At 68.6% G+C, this 19046-nt stretch carries 19 protein-coding genes and 2 tRNA genes; 15 read left to right on the forward strand and 6 right to left on the reverse strand.

Going from position 1 to position 19046, the window contains the following annotated elements; genetic code table 11:
* The first annotated feature begins 53 nt into the window (after window positions 1-53).
* A tRNA-Gln gene (locus MRBLMI1x_RS10960) sits at window positions 54-125 on the forward strand.
* Window positions 126-279: 154 nt separating this feature from the next.
* On the opposite strand, the gene MRBLMI1x_RS10965 is transcribed toward MRBLMI1x_RS10960, so the two are convergent.
* Window positions 280-939, reverse strand: a complete 660-nt coding sequence (locus tag MRBLMI1x_RS10965; RefSeq protein WP_363458758.1) for a hypothetical protein — start codon at window positions 937-939, stop codon at window positions 280-282.
* Window positions 940-1095: 156 nt separating this feature from the next.
* On the opposite strand from MRBLMI1x_RS10965, the gene MRBLMI1x_RS10970 reads away from it, so the two are divergent.
* The gene (locus tag MRBLMI1x_RS10970; protein WP_363458760.1) at window positions 1096-1317 is read left to right on the forward strand and encodes a hypothetical protein; all 222 of its coding nucleotides are present in this window, start codon (window positions 1096-1098) and stop codon (window positions 1315-1317) included.
* Window positions 1318-1342: 25 nt separating this feature from the next.
* On the opposite strand, the gene MRBLMI1x_RS10975 is transcribed toward MRBLMI1x_RS10970, so the two are convergent.
* Window positions 1343-1522, reverse strand: coding sequence for a hypothetical protein (locus MRBLMI1x_RS10975; protein ID WP_065570411.1), 180 nt, complete (start codon window positions 1520-1522; stop codon window positions 1343-1345).
* A 93-nt stretch (window positions 1523-1615) separates the two neighbouring features.
* Window positions 1616-3628: a DUF262 domain-containing protein gene (locus MRBLMI1x_RS10980; protein ID WP_363458762.1), complete on the reverse strand. Its 2013-nt coding sequence runs from the start codon at window positions 3626-3628 to the stop codon at window positions 1616-1618.
* Window positions 3629-3751: 123 nt separating this feature from the next.
* Here MRBLMI1x_RS10980 and MRBLMI1x_RS10985 point away from each other — a divergent pair, with 123 nt between their 5' ends.
* The 5 genes from MRBLMI1x_RS10985 (at window position 3752) to MRBLMI1x_RS11005 (ending at window position 8775) form a co-directional block, all read left to right on the forward strand.
* The gene (locus MRBLMI1x_RS10985) at window positions 3752-4525 is read left to right on the forward strand and encodes a hypothetical protein (RefSeq protein WP_018188083.1); all 774 of its coding nucleotides are present in this window, start codon (window positions 3752-3754) and stop codon (window positions 4523-4525) included.
* 115 nt (window positions 4526-4640) lie between these two features.
* Window positions 4641-5423, forward strand: coding sequence for a DeoR/GlpR family DNA-binding transcription regulator (locus MRBLMI1x_RS10990; protein WP_363458764.1), 783 nt, complete (start codon window positions 4641-4643; stop codon window positions 5421-5423).
* Complete coding sequence (locus tag MRBLMI1x_RS10995; RefSeq protein ID WP_311856865.1) at window positions 5420-6403, forward strand: 1-phosphofructokinase family hexose kinase; 984 nt, start codon at window positions 5420-5422, stop codon at window positions 6401-6403. The genes MRBLMI1x_RS10990 and MRBLMI1x_RS10995 overlap by 4 nt, the downstream gene beginning before the upstream one ends.
* Window positions 6396-8471: a PTS fructose transporter subunit IIABC gene (locus tag MRBLMI1x_RS11000; protein ID WP_363458766.1), complete on the forward strand. Its 2076-nt coding sequence runs from the start codon at window positions 6396-6398 to the stop codon at window positions 8469-8471. Before MRBLMI1x_RS10995 ends, MRBLMI1x_RS11000 begins: the two co-directional genes overlap by 8 nt.
* Before the next feature lie 34 nt (window positions 8472-8505).
* Entirely contained in the window at window positions 8506-8775 is a 270-nt protein-coding gene (locus tag MRBLMI1x_RS11005) for an HPr family phosphocarrier protein (protein ID WP_116229015.1), read from the forward strand.
* Between the two features lie 71 nt (window positions 8776-8846).
* Here MRBLMI1x_RS11005 and MRBLMI1x_RS11010 read toward each other — a convergent pair whose 3' ends face one another.
* Window positions 8847-9485 carry an MBL fold metallo-hydrolase gene (locus tag MRBLMI1x_RS11010; RefSeq protein ID WP_363458768.1) on the reverse strand — a complete coding sequence of 213 codons (639 nt, stop codon included), beginning with the start codon at window positions 9483-9485 and terminating at the stop codon, window positions 8847-8849.
* A gap of 115 nt (window positions 9486-9600) precedes the next feature.
* On the opposite strand from MRBLMI1x_RS11010, the gene MRBLMI1x_RS11015 reads away from it, so the two are divergent.
* Window positions 9601-9676: transfer RNA gene (locus tag MRBLMI1x_RS11015), tRNA-Glu, on the forward strand.
* Between the two features lie 54 nt (window positions 9677-9730).
* Here MRBLMI1x_RS11015 and MRBLMI1x_RS11020 read toward each other — a convergent pair.
* Both MRBLMI1x_RS11020 and MRBLMI1x_RS11025 read right to left on the reverse strand, forming a co-directional pair.
* The gene (locus MRBLMI1x_RS11020) at window positions 9731-10765 is read right to left on the reverse strand and encodes a DUF4349 domain-containing protein (protein WP_363458770.1); all 1035 of its coding nucleotides are present in this window, start codon (window positions 10763-10765) and stop codon (window positions 9731-9733) included.
* Window positions 10762-11322 carry an RNA polymerase sigma factor gene (locus MRBLMI1x_RS11025; RefSeq protein ID WP_311870202.1) on the reverse strand — a complete coding sequence of 187 codons (561 nt, stop codon included), beginning with the start codon at window positions 11320-11322 and terminating at the stop codon, window positions 10762-10764. The genes MRBLMI1x_RS11020 and MRBLMI1x_RS11025 overlap by 4 nt, the downstream gene beginning before the upstream one ends.
* A 104-nt stretch (window positions 11323-11426) precedes the next feature.
* Here MRBLMI1x_RS11025 and MRBLMI1x_RS11030 point away from each other — a divergent pair, with 104 nt between their 5' ends.
* The 7 genes from MRBLMI1x_RS11030 to MRBLMI1x_RS11060 all read left to right on the forward strand — a co-directional run bounded on the left by MRBLMI1x_RS11030 (window position 11427) and on the right by MRBLMI1x_RS11060 (window position 19043).
* Entirely contained in the window at window positions 11427-12515 is a 1089-nt protein-coding gene (locus tag MRBLMI1x_RS11030; RefSeq protein ID WP_018188075.1) for a TerC family protein, read from the forward strand.
* A 176-nt stretch (window positions 12516-12691) separates the two neighbouring features.
* Complete coding sequence (gene leuC / locus MRBLMI1x_RS11035) at window positions 12692-14134, forward strand: 3-isopropylmalate dehydratase large subunit (RefSeq protein WP_336123715.1); 1443 nt, start codon at window positions 12692-12694, stop codon at window positions 14132-14134.
* A 1-nt stretch (window position 14135) separates the two neighbouring features.
* Window positions 14136-14732: a 3-isopropylmalate dehydratase small subunit gene (gene leuD / locus MRBLMI1x_RS11040; RefSeq protein WP_336123714.1), complete on the forward strand. Its 597-nt coding sequence runs from the start codon at window positions 14136-14138 to the stop codon at window positions 14730-14732.
* 65 nt (window positions 14733-14797) lie between these two features.
* Entirely contained in the window at window positions 14798-16162 is a 1365-nt protein-coding gene (gene murA / locus MRBLMI1x_RS11045; protein WP_363458774.1) for a UDP-N-acetylglucosamine 1-carboxyvinyltransferase, read from the forward strand.
* On the forward strand, window positions 16159-16929 hold the full coding sequence (locus MRBLMI1x_RS11050) for a lysophospholipid acyltransferase family protein (RefSeq protein ID WP_018188071.1): 771 nt from the start codon (window positions 16159-16161) through the stop codon (window positions 16927-16929). The genes murA and MRBLMI1x_RS11050 overlap by 4 nt, the downstream gene beginning before the upstream one ends.
* Complete coding sequence (locus tag MRBLMI1x_RS11055; RefSeq protein WP_363458776.1) at window positions 16919-18064, forward strand: NAD(P)H-dependent glycerol-3-phosphate dehydrogenase; 1146 nt, start codon at window positions 16919-16921, stop codon at window positions 18062-18064. The genes MRBLMI1x_RS11050 and MRBLMI1x_RS11055 overlap by 11 nt, the downstream gene beginning before the upstream one ends.
* Window positions 17964-19043 (forward strand): D-alanine--D-alanine ligase family protein, encoded by a 1080-nt coding sequence (locus tag MRBLMI1x_RS11060; protein ID WP_363458778.1) that lies wholly within the window; start codon window positions 17964-17966, stop codon window positions 19041-19043. The genes MRBLMI1x_RS11055 and MRBLMI1x_RS11060 overlap by 101 nt, the downstream gene beginning before the upstream one ends.
* Window positions 19044-19046 lie beyond the last annotated feature (3 nt).

Consider the following 19046-nt stretch of genomic DNA (forward strand, 5'->3'; position numbering starts at 1 on the left):
GGACCGCGCCGTGGGCTAAGCTTGACCCTCGGAACGGTTCCGGCCGGATCCAGTGGGGTATGGTGTAATTGGCAACACGGCGGTTTCTGGTTCCGTTGTTCTTGGTTCGAGTCCAGGTACCCCAGCAAGATGAAAAACCCCCGCTCCGGCGGGGGTTTTGCTTTTCCTGCGAGAGCGGTCGCGGCTCATCTCTTATCGAATGTTCGCGAGCGGGGCGTGATCGTCATCCTTCTCACACCCCGCTCTACGTCGGGAGAGGCGTCTGTCGTCGACTGATGCCTAAACGGTGACGCAGACGTCTCCGGCGTCGATCTTCACGTTATCTCCGGTGCTGCCCACCCTTGCTGTAACCAAGGTGCCGACGGCAACGCACGTCTTGACGTTTGTCGACGTGCGGCCGCTGACTACCTTTTTCACGGTCCCCACGCTGTTTGAGTTCGCCTGGGTGAACACGCTTGCTGGGCCACTGAGTTCCATCGATCGATTAATCGCTTGTCGATTCCCGCATTCCGGGGTCCACGAGATACCGACAGAGAGCGGATAGCCTGCGGAGTATGACACTGAGCCGCCACAGGCGTAATAGGAGAATGTCTGCGTCAGTTTCGCGCTACTCAGATTTGCTCCAGTGCTCGCCGAGCATGAAGACGTAGACGAAAGGACCATCTTCGGAGCATGGATTGTCGGGTTGGTAAGTGATTGGAAATCGTTTCCGAGGTAATCCTTCGACCTGACGTACTGAACCTTCATTGTCCCCGACACTTTTACCTTCAGGCATCGTTTGACCGCGGAGGAGTAGTACTGGCCCGTCTGAACAAAATTGACAGTCTTGGTTGATTTCTCCACGATCGTGGGGCTCGCAGCTGTCGCAGGGCTCGGGCTCAACAGTACGCCGAGCGCGAGAATCCCGGCGGCTGCGATCGACATGATGGATTTCTTCATACTTCCCCCTTTGAATGTGCGCAGAATGCGCCGTTTTGGCAGGGTACGCAGCAACCGACTTGTAGCACAAGGGACCACCGCCGCCCGGCTGTGGGTCGCGGTCCCGTGAAGCGAAGCGTGCTGTCGCGGCTCGCCGTGCGGGCGCACAATGGTCCCATGGGACTCTTCACGCAGCGACCCGAGGAACCGTCCGAATGGGGCGGTCTCCCGTCCGAGCCGCTGGAGCCGGCGAATCCGATCGACCGTCTCGGCGAGGGCCCGGCCGTCGGCGGGTGGAAGCCAGACCTCTTGTCCACGAAGCCCACGACGGCGACCTGGATCGAGATCCCCGTCGACCCCGCCGCCCCCGAGGGGGACGGCGGAGCCGACGGCGACTGATCCTCAGCGCATCAGGTGCGCGGGCTCACTCGATGCCCGTGCAGACCCACTGCTGCATGCGCCAAAGGATGTTGTAGAGGTTCCAGGGTTCCTCGCCGACGGGCCGCCAGGGGCGCCCGACGTGCGCGGTCCATTCAGGGAGATGACAGCAGACGCGATGTCCGAAGAGCCGGAACAGCAGCCTGCACAGGGGTGAGCGCATCATGGATGCGAGCCTTTCGCTCGATCGCCGCCCCGGGTCGGGGCTGGCGTTGGCTCGCATGCATGGCCCCAACCTATCGCGGCGGGGCGCTGCGGATCAGCGCATCGCGTCGCCGATGTAGGAGTACTTGACGAAGACCTCCGACGCCCAGCCGGCTTCCTCGAGCACTCCTTGTACAGCGGAGAGCATGTACTTCGAGTCCCACCCGAGGTACAGGTACTGGCCCTCGCTCAGCCGGTCCCATTGGCCGTTCCATGCCATCGCGGGATACACCGGACCGCCCTGGCGCGCGCTGTAGTCGACGACGCTCTGACGCGAGTCCGCCCACAGCCGGGCGAAGACGCGGTTGAACAGGTAGCGGACGTCCCGGACGTCCCAGTGCTCGCCGCGGTACTCGACGTAGTCGAACTCCCGCTGCCACCCACGGGGCCACCCGCGGCGCTTCTTGGCGTCGAGGATCGGCGTGAGGTTGTCGTCGTCGATGCCCACGACGGCGGGGCGGCGCCAGGCATCCATGAAACGGGCGGTCAACTGCTCGGTGCGCGCGGCGATCTGCGCCGTCGACCACGCCGCGGAATCCGCGACCTCACGGGTCAGCGGGAGCGAGCTCGTCGCGTACGCCGTGCGCTTCGCGGGGAACGACGCGTCGAACACGCGGTCCGCGAGGTCCTCCTCGAGGAGCGTAAGGTTCCCGAGGGTGTTCACGAGCGCCCGGTGCGCGTTCTGCTCGTCGTCGGTGAGATCCGCCCATCGGCGGACCCCGTCGCCGCTCCAGTCGTCTGAGGGAGCCGCGGGCAGCACGTGATCGAGGACGAGGCCCGCATCGGCGTCGATCCCCGCGAGTCGCTCGAGGACGAAGGCCGCGTGCGGCAGCTCGCCGTAGCGGAGGCCGACCCGCGTGCGCTCGTCGGACGGCGTGATGCGCGCGATCGCGAGGACGAGGGACTCCATGCCCTCGTCCGCGGCCCGGCAGAACCGGGCGACGAGACGGTCGATCGGCAGGCCGACGACGGTCCGGCGCAGCAGGAGCGACTCCACGTGGGTGAGAGCCAGGGAAAGATCGGATGCCGACAGCTCACCCCGCAGGTGGTCGCGGTACAGACGCATCGCGATGGGGTACATGCCGCGACCGAGGACGTTGACCGCCCCGAAGTGGCGGGCGATGGCGGCATCCGTCGCCGTGGCGGGTTCGAGCAGGAGCCGATAGATCTCCGACAGTTCCCGCCACTGCGTCGCGTTCTCGAGGAGGGTGGCGCGGTCGAGGCGGGGGAACTCGTGCCGGAACGCGTCGTAGACACCGCGCTCGCCTTCGACGAGGACCTCGCGGCCGGTCAGCATGACGAGGTAGTCCCTCCAGAACGCGCCGATCTGCTCGCCGGTGTTCGCTTCGAGGGGGAGCCAGTACTCGTTCTCGATCTCGCTCTGCTCGGCGTGCGAGAGTCCCATGAGGACGTAGTTGTGGATGAGTTCGTGGTCACGGAGGGGCTCACCCGTCGAGTTGAGGCTCTCGAAGATCTGCTGGGCGTTGGCGCCAGCGCCCAGGGTGATCGACACGTGCTCGAGTTTGCGCAGACCGCGCCAGATGCCCGCCGCTTCGTCGGGACGGATCTGGCTGCGGAAGAACGCGTAGTTGTCGTCGAACCGTGACGTACGGTCGGTGTCGGCGGGGGAGCGGCGGTCGAGGACCACGCTCTCGAAGACGTCCGCCCATGCCCGGTGCGGACGGAGCTTCGTCCGGAGGGGATCGTCGCGGCGCACGAGGACGGCTTCGAGCTCCTTCGCGAGTGCCGGATCGTCGGTGTGCAGCGTGTGATGGAGAGCGGCGATGAGCAGCATCAGTGTCGTCACCCGCTGCTGTCCGTCGATGAGGACGAGATGCGCGTCGTCATCGACCGTGGTGCTCGCCGTCGACAGGATCGACCCGATGAAGTGCGTGTGACCGTCCTCGCTAGCGGCGACGGCGCGGATGTCGCCGAGGAGCTGCTCGCACCCTCCGATGTCCCATCGGTACTGCCGCTGGTACACCGGCACGACGATCGTGGTGTCCGAGGCGGAAAGCCACTCGATCGTGTTGACGGCGGTCGCATCGACGTTCGTGGCGCTGCTCATGTTCCTCGAATCGCTCCTCGAATTTCCCCGGTCGAGTCTACTGACGGTCTCAGAGCCGCTAGGTAGGCTGACCTAAGTCGGGCCTGTAAAAACTTCGCTCGTCCGACAGAAAGGTTGATCCGCATGGGTTACATCAAGAGTGCTCTGCTCGAGGAGACCGGATACGTCGTCCTCGACATGTACGGCAAGGAAATCGATCCCAAGGAATGGCTCGACATCGAATACGTCGACTGGAAGTCCTCCGGCGACACCCGGTTCGCGCCGCTCGCGTCCGCCAAGGGTGAGATCGAGTGCAACGGCTTCTGGAACCACCAGCCGCCGCGCACCGACAAGGACGGCGTCTGGATCCCGTCGCAGACCGAGAAGGCGCCCACTCTCACCGAGCGCGCCCTCGAGCCCGGCTCGAACGTCGGACGCTGCCGCATCATCGAGCTGCAGCCGAACACGTACGCCGACGCGCTGTACAACCTGCACCAGGACGACAACAACCGGCTGAACCCCGACGGCACCGGGTGGGTCGTCCGCAGCTTCTTCAACCTCACCGATGACAAGGACAGCTTCTTCGTCCTTCGCGACAACCGCACCGACCCGAACGGCGAGACCCGCATCGCCCTTCCTGCCGGGGCGCAGCTCGTCATTGACACGCAGCGTCTCTGGCACGCCGCCTACCACCCGGGCGACGCGCCCCGGTACTGCCTCATCACGTCGTGGGAGTCGGGTCCCGAGCTCGACGCCTACATGGAGAAGTACAACGGTGTGAACAAGGTCGAGAGCGTCCCGCTCGACCAGGAGACCATCGACGCCGGCCAGGCCGAGCAGGAGCGCCGCATCGCCGCTCGTGCAGCCGCGCTCGCTGCCCGTGGTCAGCGCGAAGTCCTCGCCATGAGCGAGGCCTGAGCCTTCCTCCACCTCGACGACGCCCCCGGTTTCGGCCGGGGGCGTCGTGCTGTATCCCATTCTTGTTTCGTGTTGGTTTCTGTTGTAACGTGTGGTCTTGTTCAAGGAGGACCACATGTACGCAACGGAGCGCCAGCAGCAGATCGAGCAGCTGATCGCGACTGACGGTCGTGTCGCCGTGGTCGACCTCGCCGATCGCTTCGGGGTCACGACCGAGACGGTCCGCCGTGATCTGGCAGCCCTCGAGCGGTCCGGGGTGGTCCGACGCGTCCACGGCGGAGCGGTCCACCGCACCCGGGCCAGCACTGCCGAGGCCTCCGTCGCGGAGCGCGCGTCGCAGCGTAGCGGCTCCAAGCAGACCATCGCCCGCGCCGCCGTGGACCTGCTCGGCGAGGAGCTCGACGGTGCTCTGTACCTGGATGCCGGCACCACGACGGGCGCCATCGCCCAGCTTCTCGCGACCGGGCCCCACCCCGCGGGCGACCTCGAAGTCGTCACCCACTCCATGTCCGTCGCCCACATCCTGGCCGGTGCGCAGGGGATCGGACTGACCGCCATCGGCGGACGGGTCCGCGGACTCACCGCCGCAGCCGTCGGAGCCCAGACGGTCGAGGCGATCGGACGCTTGCGGCCCGACATCGCCTTCATCGGGACGAACGGCCTCGCGGCAGGGTTCGGCCTCAGCACCCCCGACCCCGACGAGGCGGCCGTGAAGCGCGCGATCGTCGCTTCCGCGCGTCGCGTCGTGGTCGTCGCCGACGGGGACAAATTCGACGCCGAGCTGCTCGTGTCGTTCGCGTCGCTCTCGGACGTCGACGTCCTCCTGACCGACACCGCGCCCACGGGAGATCTCGCGGGCGCCCTGCGTGAGGCCGATGTGGAGGTCCAGCTCGCATGATCGTCACCCTGACCACCAACCCCTCGCTCGATCGCACCATCGCCCTCGGCGAGCCGCTGCGCGTCGGCGAGGTGCAGGCGGCGCTCGGCGCACGGGAGGATGCGGGCGGCAAGGGCATCAACGTCGCACGCGTCGTCGCCGCGGCATCCCGCCCCACTCTCGCGGTCCTACCGCTCGACGCAGCCGACCCCTTCGCCGTCGCGTTGGCAGCCACCGGCATCCCCGCCAGGATCGTTCCGCATGACGGCGCCACCCGCGCCAACGTCACGATCGCCGACGAGGCCGGTACGACGACGAAGCTCAACCTGCCGGGTGCGGCGTTCACCGAAGCGGATGCCGCGGCCCTCACCGCCGCGGTCGTCGCCGCCACGCAGGGCGCCTCCTGGCTCGTCCTCGCGGGCTCGCTCGCCCCGGGACTGCCGGACGACTACTACGTCACCGTCATCGAGGCCGTCCGTTCGGCGTGGGGCGCCGCGGCTCCTCGCATCGGTGTCGACACCTCGGGACCGGCGCTCGCGGCCGTCGTCGCCTCGGGCCGACCCGACCTCATCAAGCCGAACGACGAGGAACTCGTCGAACTCGCGGGGCGGAACCTCGACACCACGGTCGCCCTCGCCGACGCCGTCGCCGCGATCGCCGCCGACCTCGTGCCCGCGCGGGTAGGCGCCGCACTCGTCACCCTCGGTGGTGACGGTGCCGTCCTCGTCACCGACGACGGGTCCTGGCACGGTACGCCGCCGCCGACCCGCGTCCGCAGCACGGTGGGCGCAGGCGACAGCTCCCTCGCCGGCTACCTGCTGGCCGAGACGACCGGCGCCGCGCCCGAGGAGCGGCTGCGCTCCGGCATCCGCTACGGATCCGCCGCCGCGGCCCTGCCCGGCACGCAACCCCCGACCCCGAACGACCTGTCGACCGGCGAGGTGCCGGTCCGACGACTCCTGCAGCAGGACAACCCGACCACTGGAGGTCACCGTGACTGAGATCATCACCGCGGAACTCGTCAGTATCGACGAGCCGCTCGGCGCCGACAAGCGCGCCGTCATCGACGCGCTTGCGCAGCGCGTCGCCGCGCAGGGAAGGGCCACGGATGCGGCTCGACTCGCCGCCGACGCCTGGGCCCGCGAGGAGAAGGACGAGACCGGCCTGCCCGGCGGCATCGCGATCCCGCACGCGAAGAGCGCCGCCGTCACCCAGGCATCGCTCGCCTTCGCGAGGCTGAACCCGGGTGTCGACTTCGGCGCTGAGGACGGCGGGGCGGACCTCGTCTTCCTCATCGCGGCTCCCGACACCGCGGCCGAGGAGCACCTCGCCGTGCTCTCGAAGCTCGCGCGCAGCCTCATGCGCGACGACTTCACCGCCGGTCTTCGCGCCGCGACGACCGCCGACGAGGTCGTTGCGATCGTCCGCGACGCGATCTCGGACGCTCCGGCCGCCGCAGCCGCCGATGCACCGGCACCCGCCTCGCGCGCCGAGGCTCGCGCCGCTGCCCCGTCCGCGTCGGCCACCGACGACGGACTGATGGTCGACGGACGCCCGGCGCGCATCGTCGCCGTCACGGCCTGCGCCACGGGTATCGCCCACACCTTCATGGCGGCCGACGCCCTCACGGCGACCGGTCAGAAGGAAGGCGTCGACCTGACCGTCGAGCCGCAGGGCTCGAGCGGCTACAAGGCCATCGAACAGCGGATCATCGACGAGGCCGACGCCGTCATCTTCGCCGTCGACGTCGACGTTCGCGAGCAGGCGCGGTTCGCCGGCAAACCCGTGGTCCGCTCCGGAGTGAAGCGCGGCATCGAGCAGCCTGCTCAGATGCTCCGCGAAGCCGTCGACGCCGCGAAGAACCCGAACGCTCCCCGCGTTCCCGCCGCGTCGGGCGCCGCGACCGCCAGCGAAGCCGCGCCGACCTCGCTCGGCGGCGCCATCCGCAGGGCGCTGCTCACCGGTGTGAGCTACATGATCCCGTTCGTCGCCGGCGGCGGTCTGCTGATCGCCCTCGGATTCGCCCTCGCGGGGTACGAGATCGCGAACACCGCTGATGGCAACACCGTCAACAACGCGATCTTCACGCTGCAGAACTTCACCCTCTGGAACCTGCCGCCCGAGGGTCTCGTCTACTACCTCGGCGCCGCCGCATTCCAGATCGGCCAGCTGTCGTTCGCGTTCCTGGTCCCTGCCCTGGCCGGTTACATCGCGTACGGCCTGGCGGACCGGCCGGGTATCGCCCCCGGTTTCGTCGCCGGTGCCGCGGCCACCTTCATGGGTGCGGGCTTCATCGGCGCCATCGTCGGCGGTCTGCTCGCCGGTCTCGCCGCGTGGTGGCTCAACCGCCTGTCGGTCCCTCGCTGGCTGCGTGGCCTCATGCCGGTCGTCATCATCCCCTTGCTCGGCTCGATCTTCGCGTCGGGGCTGCTGCTGTTCGTCTTCGGCGGCCCGATCGCGGCGCTGACGAAGCTCCTCAACGACTGGCTATCCGGACTCTCCGGCGCCGGCGTCATCCTGCTCGGCGTCATCCTCGGGCTCATGATGTGCTTCGACCTCGGGGGACCGCTCAACAAGGTCGCCTACGGCTTCGCCACGGCGAACCTCGCGCAGGGCATCGCCGGCGACGAGCGCTACCTCCAGATCATGGCCGCCGTCATGGCAGCCGGAATGGTCCCGCCCCTCGCGATGGCCCTCGCCTCGACCGTCCTCGGACGCGGGCTCTTCACCGCCCCGGAGCGTGAGAACGGCAAGGCGGCCTGGCTGCTCGGTGCCGCGTTCATCTCGGAGGGTGCCATCCCGTTCGCCGCGGCCGACGTGTTCCGCGTCATCCCCTCGGCGATGCTGGGCGGCGCCGTGACGGGCGCGCTGTCGATGTTCTTCGGCGTCACATCCCGTGCCCCGCACGGCGGCGTGTTCGTCTTCTTCGCCATCGACAACTTCTGGCTGTGGCTGCTGTCGATCGCAGTCGGCACCGTCGTCAGCGCGGTCGCCGTGGTCCTGCTCAAGCGCTACGCGCGCCGTCGCCCCCTCGAGGTCGATGCGCCCGCCGTGGCCGTCACGGCATAGTCTCGTCATACCGACTCAAGGAGGAAGAATCACCATGGCCGAACGGACCGCAACCGTCGCGAGCAGCTCCGGACTGCACGCCCGCCCCGCCAAGCTCTTCGTGCAGGCGGTCAAGGAGACGGGTGTGCCCGTCACGATCGCCGTCCCCGGCGGTCCTGACCAGAACGCCGGCAGCATCCTCACCCTCATGGGTCTGGGTGCCACGCAGGGCACCGTCGTCACGCTCAAGGCCGAGGGCGAGGGCGCCGACGACGCGCTCGACAAGCTCGTCGCCTTCATCGAGACGGACCACGACGCCGAGTGAGTCTCGACCCTCACGAATCACGGATGCCGCGGAGCGAAAGCCCCGCGGCATCCGTCATTCTGTCGAGGTGCTCAGATGTCGGCGGACTCGCCCGGCTCGAGCTCCAGGAACTCGCCGCCGTTCTGCTCGGTCGCCCACTTGAGGCGGTCGCGGTGCATCGCGAGACCCGCGCGCGACAGCGTCATGTCGTGAGTTCCGAACGCACGACGAGGTTTCACCGCGAGGACGTAGTCGATAGCCTCGCCGATCTTCAGCCAGGGCGCCCCGACGGGTGCTGCGAGGAGGCCGACATCGACGCCCTCGGGGACGGCGTAGGAGTCACCGGGGTAGTAGAACTCGTCGTTGACGAGCACACCCAGGTTGTCGATGACGGGGATCGACTCGTGGATCACGGAGTGCGTCCCGCCGAAGAACCGCATCCGGAACGGGCCGACCTCGACCTCGTCCCCGACGCCGACCGTGGTGACGTCGTAGTCGGATGCCGCAGCCGCGACGCCGGCCGGGCCGAACACCGGCACTGCCGGCGCCTGCGAACGGATCGCGTCGAGCTGCGCGGGTGTCCAGTGATCGGGGTGCTCGTGCGTGAGGACGACGCCGACCAGGGTGCCGAGGTCGTCGAGGGGGAGGGTGAAGGAACCGGGGTCGATCAGGAGGGTCTTGCCCTCGCTGTCGAGACGGAGGCAGGCATGTTCGTGCTTCGTAACGCGCATGCGTCCAGTCAACCCACGACGCCGCGAGGTTGGCAAGGGCGCGCCGATTTTGCGCGACGGTGAACGTCGTGCATAATTGAACGGTTGCCTCCGCAGGGAGGGAACGAAAAAGTACGGCCCCATCGTATAGCGGCCTAGTACGCCGCCCTCTCACGGCGGTAACGCGGGTTCGAATCCCGCTGGGGTCACCACATGACGAAACCCTCGACCGACAGGTCGGGGGTTTCGTCGTTTCCGATGCGTTCTCAGGCGTCGTCGGCGGTGGCGTCGGTGCGTCGCCGCCGACGCGCACCCCGCGCCACCCGGACGATGAGGATGACCACCGCAGCGACGGCGAGCCAGGGGAGGAGGAACCCCAGGCCGATCACGACCCCGTTGAGGGTCACGAGCAGGGCGTTCCAGCCGGTGGCGAACCCATCACCGAACCCGTCCGGCTCGTCGGTCACCGCCTGGCCGTGGCGCGAGATCGTGATGGTCGCGCTCGAGAGCGCGACATCGTCGGCGAAGGTCTTCTCCCGTGCGCGCAAGGCGTCGAGATCCGCCTGACGCTGGGCGAGTGCGTCCTCGGCCGCCAGGACGTCCGCCGTGCTCGCGGCATCCGCGATCAGTCCGCGGAGGCGCTCCACGGACGTCTCGAGCGACGCGATCCGTGCGCGGAGGTCCGTCGTCTCGGCCGTGACGTCGTCCCGTGAGATGTCGGTGGCTCGGACGGCGCCGAGGTCGTCGAGGTCGCGGAGGAAGTCCGTGAGGCCCGTCGCGGGGATGCGCACCGTGATGCGGGCATCCCCGGTGGCTGCAGCGTCATCCGTCGCCGCGTCGCTGACGGTCAAGGACTCGACGTACCCCCCGGATGCCTGGGCTCTCGTCCCGATCTCATCGGCGGCATCGGCGGGGTCGTCGGCCTCGAGGCGCGCCTCGGCGCGGGCGATCACGGCTCGCTCGTCGACGGGGGCTGCGGCCGCGCCGGCGTCGCCGAGATCCTGCAAGCCACCGCTCATCTCGGTGCCCTCGGCATCCGGTCGTGCCATCGACTCCTGCGACGCGGCGCCGTCGGCGATGGATCCGGCGCCGGCGCCGCTCCCGAGGGCCGGGCCGACGAACCCGGCGACGACGAGGACGGCAGCCGCTGCGGCGGCGTAGGCCCATCCGCGTCGACGACGCCGCGTCGCACCGTTGCGGGTGCTGCTCTCCGTCGCAGCGATCTCGGCGAACAGCGCCCTCTCGATGTCGTCCTGACGCGATCGGGTCAGTTCCGGCAGTGCGATGTCGTCCGTGGTCATGATCCCTCCGTTCCCAGGGCCGTGCGCAGGCGGGCGCGGACCCGCGAGAGGCGGTTGCGGACGACGGCGTGCGAGATCCCCAGTTCCTCGGCCGCCGCCGCATAGGCGTATCCCTCGGTGGCGCACAAGCGGAAGATCTGCTGATCGAGCGGCGACAGGGTCCCGAGTTCCGCGACGACGCGCTCCGCCAACGCCGAGCCGATGACCTGATCCTCGACGTCGACCGTGCCGGGGATGGTCTCATCGACCCCCGCGTCGGTGTTCAGCCGGTCGCGCCGCTGTCGCCGCATCCGATTCGCACTCTGGAACCGGCAGATCGTCACGAGCCACGGAAGGAGCGAATCGCTCACGAGATCGAGCGTCGGCAGGCGTCGCCACGCGACCAGGAAGGTCTCCTGCATGACGTCCTCCGCATCCGATGTGTCGCCCAGGAGCCCATGGGCGAGCCAGTACACGGGCCGCGCGTAGGCGCGATACAGCTCGCGGAAGGCCTGTTGGTCGCCCCGCGCGGCGGCTGCCACCAGGTCCGCGTCACGCCGTGCGAGCGGGTCGGCCATGGCATCCTCGTTCGTCCTGTCGATGGGGGAGTGTCGCAGCGTGAGGGATCGTCTCAGACAACTCGAAAGGTACTCTTAGGGTCGCCCCCGCACGAAAGGCCCCCATGGAGCTCCCCCTCTGGTTCGAGGTCGGCTCGCTCGTCGGTCTGACGCTCATCCTCGTCGCCGACCTGCTGCTGATCATCAAGCGCCCGCACGTCCCGTCGACGAAGGAATCCACCCTGTGGGTCGTGTTCTACGTGGCGCTCGCCCTGCTGTTCGCGCTCCTGATGCTCGTCGTCACGAACGGGGAGTACGCCGGGCAGTTCGTCGCGGGCTGGCTGACCGAGTACAGCCTCTCCATCGACAACCTCTTCGTGTTCGTGCTGATCATGAGCCAGTTCTCGGTGCCGCGGGCGGCGCAGCAGAAGGTGCTGATGGTCGGGATCATCATCGCGCTCGTCCTACGGGGCATCTTCATCCTGCTGGGCGCCGCCATCATCGAGCAGTTCAGCTGGGTCTTCTACCTGTTCGGCGCCTTCCTCATCTACACGGCCTGGAAGCAGGCCTTCGACGGTGAGGACGACGAGGACGAGGAAAAGAAGGAGAGCTTCCTCGTCAGGCTCCTCCGGCGCCGGATGAAGGTGTCCGAGGAGTACGACGGTGCGAAAGTGCGGACGGTGATCGACGGCAAGAAGGTCTTCACGCCGATGATCATCGTGTTCGCGGCTCTCGGCATGACGGACCTGCTGTTCGCGATCGACTCGATCCCGGCGATCTTCGGCATCACGCAGAGCGCCTTCATCGTCTTCACGGCGAACATCTTCGCGCTCATGGGGCTCCGCCAGCTCTACTTCCTGCTCGGCGGACTCCTGGACCGGCTGAAGTACCTGCACTTCGGCATCGCGTTCATCCTGGCGTTCATCGGCGTCAAGCTCGTCCTCCACGCCCTCCACGAGAACGAGCTGCCGTTCATCAACGGCGGGGAGCACGTGGAGTGGGCTCCGGAGATCTCCACCTGGGTGTCTCTCGGGGTCATCGTCGGTTCGATGGCGGTCGCGACGATCGCCAGTCTCATCGCGGCGCGCCGCGAGGGGCTGCGGGAACCGCTCCCCGCAACCGGGCCGACGCCCGTCCGCCACGCGGAGGACGTCGCCGCTGAACAGGGGACCCCTCCCACGGTCGAGACGCGTCCCTCTGACGACGCCCGGTGAGGATCGCCGCGCTTCCGTCCCTGACCGGGGCGCGGTCGCGCACGTCGCCGGGAGGCCGGTGATAGTCTGACGCCGTGCGGACCGCTCGACTCCTTATCGGCCGCGACGAGACCTCGTTCTGAGCTCTCTCTCGTCGCGGAGGCTGTCGCGGGCGCCATCCGACATCAGGAGACAACATGAGCACGATTCCCGACCGTCCACGGACCCTCGCTGAGAAGGTGTGGGACGACCACCTCGTCGTGAAGGGCGAGGGCGGCAGCCCCGACCTCATCTACATCGACCTGCACCTCGTCCACGAGGTGACGAGCCCGCAGGCCTTCGACGGTCTCCGCGCGGAGGGACGACCGGTCCGCCGTCTCGACCTCACGATCGCGACGGAGGATCACAACACGCCGACGCTCGAGATCGACAAGCCGATCGCCGACCTCACGAGCCGCACGCAGATCGAGACCCTCCGCCGCAACGCCGAGGAGTTCGGCGTCCGCCTGCACTCGCTGGGCGACAAGGAGCAGGGGATCGTGCACGTCGTGGGACCCCAGCTGGGTCTGACGATGCCGGGCATCACCGTGGTCTGCGGCGACTCCCACACCTCGACCCACGGCGCGTTCGGGGCGATGGCATTCGGCATCGGCACGAGCGAGGTCGAGCACGTCCTCGCGACGCAGACGCTGCCGCTCAAGCCTTTCAAAACCATGGCGATCACCGTCGAGGGCACCCTGAAGCCCGGCGTGAGCGCGAAGGACATCATCCTCGCGATCATCGCGAAGATCGGCGCGAACGGCGGGCAGGGCTACGTCCTCGAGTTCCGCGGCTCCGCCATCCGCGCCCTCTCGATGGAGGGGCGTATGACGATCTGCAACATGTCGATCGAGGCGGGCGCCCGCGCGGGGATGATCGCGCCGGACGAGACCACCTTCGCGTACGTGAAGGACAAGCCGCACGCCCCGCAGGGGGCCGACTGGGACGAGGCGGTCGCCTACTGGCGGACGCTGCCCTCCGATGAGGGAGCCGTCTACGACGCGGAAGTCTTCCTCGATGCCGACGAGCTCGAACCCTTCGTCACGTGGGGCACGAACCCCGGCCAGGGCGTCTCGCTGAACGGCGTCATCCCCGAACCCGCCGAGATGGCCGACCCGAACGAACGCGCGGCCGCGGAGCGGGCTCTGGAGTACATGGATCTCGCGCCGGGCACCGCCCTGAAGGACGTCGCGGTGGATGCCGTCTTCATGGGCTCGTGCACGAACAGCCGCATCGAGGATCTCCGCCAGTTCGCATCGATCGTGGCGGGTCGCACCAAGGCCCCGGGCGTCCGCGTCATGGTGGTCCCGGGTTCCGCCCGCGTCCGTCTCGAAGCCGAAGCCGAGGGGCTGGACAAGGTCTTCACGGACTTCGGCGCCGAATGGCGCTTCGCCGGATGCTCGATGTGCCTCGGGATGAACCCCGACCAGCTCGCCCCGGGGGAGCGCTGCGCCTCCACGAGCAATCGCAACTTCGAGGGCCGCCAGGGCAAGGGCGGCCGCACCCACCTCGTGTCGCCGCTGGTCGCTGCGGCGACGGCGGTCCTGGGCCGCCTCGCGAGCCCGAGCGACCTCGACGCACTGACCCTGACGGAGGCCTGACATGGAGAAGTTCACCCGCCACACCGGCGTCGGCGTGCCCCTGAAGCGCTCCGCGGTCGACACGGACCAGATCATCCCGGCCGTCTACCTGAAGCGCGTCACGAAGACGGGTTTCGAGGACGCGCTCTTCGCGAACTGGCGACAGGACCCCGAGTTCGTCCTCAATCAGGATGCCTACCGCGGCGGATCCGTCCTCGTCGCCGGCCCGGACTTCGGGACGGGGTCGAGCCGTGAGCACGCCGTCTGGGCTCTTCGTGACTACGGATTCCGCGTCGTCCTCAGCACGAAGTTCGCCGACATCTTCCGCGGCAACTCCGGCAAGCAGGGCCTCGTCACCGGCGTCGTCACCGAAGACGTCCTCGAGGCCATCTGGGCGGCTCTCGAGGCTGACCCCGGCCGCGAGATCACCGTGGACCTCGAGACACGAACGGTGGCGGTCGGCGACCTCCAGGCCTCGTTCGAGATCGACGATTACACTAGGTGGCGGCTTCTCGAAGGGCTCGACGACATCGGGCTCACGCTGCGCAGCGAAGATCAGATCGCGCAGTTCGAGGCGCGCCGCGAGGCGTGGCGGCCGCGGACGCTCCCCGTCCGCTGATCGGCCAGCGCCCCGCACAACGGGGCCGACCACGCTTCCTCGACACCAGTAATGAGGTCCCACCCATGAACACACTTCTCAGCGACTCCGCGTCCACCCCCGCCGGCGGCGGTAATACGGGTCAGACGCTCCGGATCCGCGGCGGACGACCGTTGCGCGGCCGGGTCGAAGTGAAGGGGGCGAAGAACCTCGCCACGAAGGCGATGGTGGCCGCCCTCCTGGGTGAGACCGCCAGCATCCTCCGGGATGTGCCGGACATCAGCGACGTCCATGTCGTGCGTTCGCTCCTCGAGGTCCACGGCGTCCACGTCGAGGACCTCGAGGACGGCGTCCTCCGGCTCGACCCGAGCGGAGCGGTCTCGGCTCACATGGAGGAGATCGACGCCCACGCCGGTGCGTCCCGCATCCCGATCCTCTTCTGCGGACCTCTGCTGCACCTGCTCGGCCAGGCGTTCATCCCCGACCTCGGCGGATGCCGCATCGGCGACCGCCCGATCGACTTCCACCTCGACGCGCTCCGCTCGTTCGGCGCCATCGTCGACAAGCTCCCGAGCGGCATCCGGCTGTCGGCGCCCGGCGGCCTTCACGGCGCCAACATCGAGCTGCCCTACCCGAGCGTCGGCGCGACCGAGCAGGTCCTGCTCACCGCGGTCCGGGCGAAGGGGACGACCGAGCTTCGGAACGCGGCCATCGAGCCCGAGATCATGGACCTGATCGCCGTCCTGCAGAAGATGGGCGCGATCATCTCCTACGAGCCCAACCGGGTGATCTTCATCGAGGGCGTCGAGTCTCTCCGCGGCTACGACCACCGGGCGATCTTCGACCGCAACGAGGCCGCCTCGTGGGCCGCCGCCGCCCTGGCCACCGACGGCGACATCTTCGTCGGCGGCGCCAAGCAGCAGGAGATGCTGACCTTCCTCAACGTCTTCCGCAAGGTCGGTGGCGACTTCGACATCGCCGAGGACGGCATCCGCTTCCGCCGCGGCGGTCCGCTCAAGCCCGTCATGGTCGAGACCGACGTGCACCCCGGGTTCATGACCGACTGGCAGCAGCCGCTCATCGTGGCCCTGACGCAGGCCGAGGGTGAGTCCGTCGTCCACGAGACCGTGTATGAGAACCGGCTCGGCTTCACCCGCGCTCTGGTCCAGATGGGCGCCGACATCGTCGTGCACCCCGACGGCATCGCGAGCTCCGAGCGACGCGTTCCCCGCCGCGCCCTCGAGCAGGCCGCTGTCATCAACGGTCCGACGCCCCTCCACGGTGCCGACGTCGTGGTCCCGGACCTCCGCGGCGGCTACTCCTACGTCATCGCCGCGCTGGCGGCCGAGGGCGAGTCGACCGTTCGCAACATCGGGATCATCCGTCGCGGCTACGAGAAGTTGCTCGAGAAGCTGACGGACCTCGGCGCCGACTTCGACGTCACGGAGTGACCCGGGTGAGCCCTCGTCGTCACGCGTCGGCTGAGAAGACCCGCCCGAGCGTCTTCTGGCCCGCCGCCATGATCGTCATCCCCGCCACGGGATGGTTCGCGAAGATCGAGATCGAGGGCGCCGAGAACCTGCCGCTCGAGGGCGCCTACGTCCTCGCCCCGAACCACTACAGCGAGTTCGATCCGGTGATCGTCGCCGTCGCGACCTGGCGGATGGGCCGGGCGCCCCGGTTCATGGCCAAGGAGAGTCTGTTCAAGGTCCCGGTCCTGGGTGCCCTCCTGCGGGCGACGGGCATGATCCCCGTGGCCCGGGCCTCGAACTCGGCGGCGGCGACGCAGACGCTCGCGCAGTCGAACGCCCTCGTCGCCGAGCAGCGCGGCGTCATCGTGTATCCCGAGGGTTCGCTGACCCGCGACCCCGACATGTGGCCGATGCGGGGCAAGACGGGCGCCGTGCGCCTCGCCCTCGCCGCGGCCGAGACACTCCCCGTCATCCCCGTCGCGACGTGGGGTGTGCAGGAGATCCTGCCGCGGTACGGGCGCCTGCGGCTGTGGCCGCCGCGTCGCCGGGTGCGCGTGCTCGTGGGTCCTCCCGTCGACCTGTCCGCGTTCACCGACACGACCCCCGCCACGCTCGTCGCGGCGACGGATGCCGTCATGCGGGACATCTCGATCCTCCTCGGTCGCCTCCGCGGCGAGGAGCCGCCCGCCGAGCGCTGGAATCCGGCCAAGCACGGGCAGAACGAAACGGGACGCCTTGACTCCTAGGGAATCGCGCCGCGACGCCGCGGCTCCCCGGGTCGCGGTCCTCGGTTCCGGAAGCTGGGGAACGACGTTCGGGAAGGTCCTCGCCGACGGCGGCGCGGACGTCATGATGTGGGCGCGACGCGCCGAGCTCGCTCACGAGATCCGCGAGGGCAAGCGGAACTCGCAGTACCTCCCGGGCATCAACCTGCCGCGCGGTCTGTCCGCGACCCACCACCTCGCCGAGGCCCTCGACGGGGCGACGCAGGTCTACATCGCCATCTCCAGCCAAGCGCTCCGTCAGAACCTCAAGGCCGTCCGCCCCATCCTCGCCGCCGGCGACGCGCCCATCGTGTCGCTGATGAAGGGCGTGGAGAAGAAGACCGGACTGAGGATGAGTCAGGTCCTCGAGCAGGAGCTCCGTTGCGACCCCGACCGAATCGCCGTGGCATCCGGCCCGAATCTCGCCCTCGAGATCGCCCGCGAGCAGCCGACCGCCGCGGTCATCTCGTCGTCGAGCCAGGAGACGGCCGAAGCCGTTGCGCGCATCGCCCGCAACACCTACTTCCGCACGTTCGTCAACACGGACGTCATCGGCACCGAGTTCGGCGGGGTGCTGAAGAACTTGATCGCGGTGGCGATCGGCATCGTCGACGGTGTCGGCTACGGCGAGAACACGAAAGCGTCGATCATCACGCGAGGCCTCGTCGAGATGACGGATTTCGCCGTCGCCCAGGGGGCGCAGCCCGAGACGCTGCAGGGACTCGCCGGACTCGGCGACCTGATCGCGACGTGCCAGTCGCCCCTCAGCCGCAACAACACCGCCGGCCGCCTGCTCGGACAGGGCTACAGCTTCACGGAGGTCGTGAAGCAGATGGACCAGACGGCCGAAGGCCTCGCCTCCGTCGCCCCCGTCCTCCAGCTCGCCAAGGAAGCCGGCGTCCAGATGCCCATCGTCGAGCAGGTCAAGATGGTGCTCGACGGCACGATGAACCCCCGTGACATCGCACCGCACCTCACAACGGATGACGATGAGCCCACGGAGGAGAGGACTCAGAATGGTTCAGGCGGTAGTGGTTCTGCTCTTCGGAGGGCGTTCCAGCGAGCATTCGATCAGTTCCGCCACGGCGGGCGGGGTGCTGCGCGCGATCGATCGTGAGCGGTACCGCGTCATCCCCGTCGGGATCACGCGCGAGGGCGCGTACGTCCTCGAGGACGACGATCCCGACAAGTTCGCGCTGAATCCCGAGCGGCTCCCCGAGGTCGTCGACAACGGCACGCGGATCGTCTGGCCGGAGTCGACGGCGAACCGGACGCTGTCGGTGCGTCGCCCCGACGGGGCGGTCGAGTCCCTCGGTGAGATCGATGTGGTCTTCCCCATCCTCCACGGCCGCTTCGGCGAGGACGGCACCGTCCAGGGCTTCCTCGAGCTCCTCGACCTGCCCTACGTCGGAGCGGGCCTGCTCATGTCGGCGATCGGCATGGACAAGCACACGACCAAGAGCGTCCTCCGCGCGGCGGGCGTTCCCGTCGTGCCGTGGGTGACCGTCACCCGCGCAGCGCTCGAGCGCGACGACGACCTGTGGCGACGCCGCATCCGTGCCCTCGGTCTTCCCGTCTTCGTCAAGCCGGCCCGCGCCGGGTCCAGCGTCGGCGTGTCGAAGGTGTCCGAATGGGAGGACCTGGATGCCGCCCTCGACACCGCCTTCGCCGAAGACTCCAGCGTTCTCGTCGAGCAGGCCGTGACGGGGCGCGAGGTGGAGTGCGGCGTCCTGCAGGGCCGAGACGGCGCCGAGCCGCGCGTCAGCGTGGCGGGGGAGATCGTCGTCAGCGGGCGGGACTTCTACGACTTCGAGGCGAAGTATCTCGGCGCTCCCGGGATCGATCTCGTCTGTCCCGCCGAGCTGCACGACGGTGAGTTGCGCGAGATGCAGCGGGTCGCGGCGCAGGCGTTCGAGGCGGTCGGGGGACAGGGTCTGTCGCGCGTCGACTTCTTCTACACCGGCAGCGAGTTCTTCGTGAACGAGGTGAACACGATGCCCGGGTTCACCCCGATCTCGATGTTCCCGACGTGCTGGATCCAGAGCGGGCTCAGCTACCCCGACCTGATCACCGAGCTCATCGAACTGGCGCGGTAAACC

This window comes from Microbacterium sp. LMI1x-1-1.1, assembly GCF_040676205.1.
GTDB lineage: Bacteria > Actinomycetota > Actinomycetes > Actinomycetales > Microbacteriaceae > Microbacterium > Microbacterium aquilitoris.